The sequence below is a fragment of the Peptoniphilus indolicus ATCC 29427 genome, assembly GCF_000227315.1.
Classification (GTDB): Bacteria; Bacillota; Clostridia; order Tissierellales; family Peptoniphilaceae; genus Peptoniphilus; species Peptoniphilus indolicus.
Genome location: NZ_JH165082.1, coordinates 1 through 2,655 on the forward strand (window position 1 = coordinate 1; position 2,655 = coordinate 2,655).

1 protein-coding gene and 1 pseudogene are annotated in these 2,655 nt (G+C 32.6%); both read right to left on the minus strand.

Annotated features, from left to right (window positions below):
• Positions 1 to 100: 100 nt before the first annotated feature.
• Positions 101 to 1,918, minus strand: coding sequence for a group II intron reverse transcriptase/maturase (gene ltrA / locus HMPREF9129_RS09870; protein ID WP_257009283.1), 1,818 nt, complete (start codon positions 1,916 to 1,918; stop codon positions 101 to 103).
• Between the two features lie 559 nt (positions 1,919 to 2,477).
• Positions 2,478 to 2,655, minus strand: a pseudogene (locus tag HMPREF9129_RS09875) (relaxase/mobilization nuclease domain-containing protein); the annotation flags it as partial.

The window sequence follows — 2,655 nt, forward strand, 5'->3', positions numbered from 1 at the left end:
GTAGGCTAAGTATCCAACGCCTTGCATTATTTCTAATGTAGGTTTTTAGATACTCGCCCCCAAACCGTACGTACACCTCTCGATGTATACGGCTTTCCATTTATTCTTCATTTGAGTTGTTAATTTTTTCAAAACATTCATTACAAACTACTAGCGTTTTTCTATTAATGCTTTTCATAAAAACATGCCAAGCATATTCATCAGTTAAGTCTTTAAGCTTTTTTACTTGATACACTTTTAGATTATTAGTTTCTTTCCCACACCATTCACACTTATTATTTTTTAATCTTAAACCTAGCGTTGGTTTCTTAAGATAGAACTTTTGCTTATGAATCACATCAGCATTATCATCTTGGGGAAATTCTTTTCTAGCCAAGCTGTCTTTCCAAAGTAAACGAGTTTTGTTGTTACCATTTTTATCTGTATAACTTATACCAAAATCTTTATCATTGCGGTATCTAGTTATAATATCCGTTACCTTTGTCCTATATTTGCAAGCCAATGTTTTATACAGACTGTATTCCATAATATATCTAAATTTATGGAGCTTTGAAGAATTATTTGCGAGTCTGTAGTAGTTACAGAATCCTCTAATTTCTCCGTTATATTGGTCTAATATACTTAAGTCTGTTCTTGATGTTAGCTCTGTTCTTTCTTTAGGAAACCATACTTCTTTTCCATTTAGATTTTTAATTCTTAATGCTCCAAGCTCTGTTAGTTTATTTTGTATTGTTGAAGTTGATAATTCAAGTCTTACATGACCACCAAAATTTCTTGCTTTTATACCTGTTTTTGTCCTTTTTGTATGATTACTTCCAGGAGTTACTCTGATATCAAAACCTAGGAACTTGGCTCTATCTGTTGATTTTGTTACTAGCGTTTTTTCATCAGATAGTTCGAGGTTTAATTCTGATTTGATAAATTGACCAATTTCTTGTTTTACCTTTTCAGCATCTGCCTTAGAACCGATAATGCCAATAATGAAATCATCAGCATATCTAACATATTGTATTCTCTTGAAGTTTTCATCCATAGGATTTAAGCAAGGTATATTGAAATATCTTTTGTTTATCTCTTCAGTTTCTGATTTAATATCATTTATTTCAATTTTATTAGTTGTCTTGCTTAACTTATTTTCAAGTCTTTTTCTTCTATCATAGAGAGCTTTATATTCCCTGTTTTGCTTTCTTTTATTGCCTTTATCAAAGCTTTCCTTGTAACTTTTCATATACTTGTCAAATTTATCCAAGTAAATATTTGAAAGTATGGGACTTATTATTGACCCTTGTGGCATTCCACTGTAAGTGTTGTGATATTGGTTTTGTTCCATGTATCCGGCTTTAAGAAACTTTCTTATTAATCTTAGGAATCTTTCATCTTCAATACGCTTGGATAGAATGTCTATCATAATGTTATGGTCTATATTGTCAAAGAAACCTTTAATGTCTCCTTCAACGAACCATTTACATCTTACAAATCTATTTTGAATTTGTCTTAAAGCGGTATGACAACTTCTATTATCTCTAAAGCCATGAGATGTGTCCTCAAAGCTTTCATCATAGATAGAATTTAATAACATTCTACATACTTCCTGTACTAATTTATCGTCAATGCTTGGTATGCCTAATGGTCTTAATTTTCCGTTTTTCTTTGGAATATATACTCTTTTTGTTGGTGTGGGTGAGTAACTTTCATCTTTTAGTGAATCAATGATTTTGTTAATTCTTTCTAAGTTCATTGCACTTATTGTTTGATTATCTACACCTTTAGTCATATTTCCTGTGTTAGCATAAATATTTTGGTATGCTTGCAAGAACAGGTCTGTATTGTAAAGGTTATGATACAATCTTTTGTAAGTGTAGTTTTCTTCTTTTGAATGTTTTCTCAAACTAATCAATACATTGTTGGGATTTCTCATAGTGCCTCTCGCACCTTCCTTTCCTCTGAATTGAATGAATAAACTGCCTTCCTTTACCATGTAAGAGTCGTTATCTCTCTCGGATTACTACGAAGGCTCCGTTACCATATCAGATATTCAGGTTCTTAAAAACCATAGCATTTTGTTGCTTTCTGACTTAGGTAATCTCCATTTAGTATCGAAGTAAAAAGCAATGTTGATTGTCGGATATGCTTTTCGTCCTTTCATGCTTATACAAGCGGATTGAGTTTAAAGTTTTGCCTAATGCATTCATTTTCACTACATAGGTACACTCAACATAACGTATATAGATATCTTTCGTTATGACCACCACAAATGTTCCTCGGACTGGCATTCAATCAGTTTAGATTTTATCCTCATATCAGCTTTAGGTCTCGCCATTCAGTCGTGGAATGATATCTATCCAACTTATGACTTTAATAACGTGCTATTGTCCTCTTTGGATTTCTCCTCTAAGTGAGTTATTGACCTTAGATATTAAAACTACTATTCTACCATTTTGCTAAAATGGATTTACTTCGTACCTTATGGACGCACAAATGATGTGATTGTGAATATGCCCCTTATCTATGTGAGTAGATAAGACAAATTCGTACTCGTCTTTGAGTATCTTTTTACATAGCTCCATACCAATATGGTGAGCCATTTCAGGACTTGTTTCTCCCGGTAAAAAGGATTGAATGAGATGTCTTGCAAGAACGGTTCCTTTTGTTCCT

What these genes read in the sequence shown, in the direction of transcription:
- ltrA (WP_257009283.1), bottom strand. Translation starts at nt 1,918, where the DNA reads ATGAGAAATCCCAACAATGTATTGATTAGTTTGAGAAAACATTCAAAA.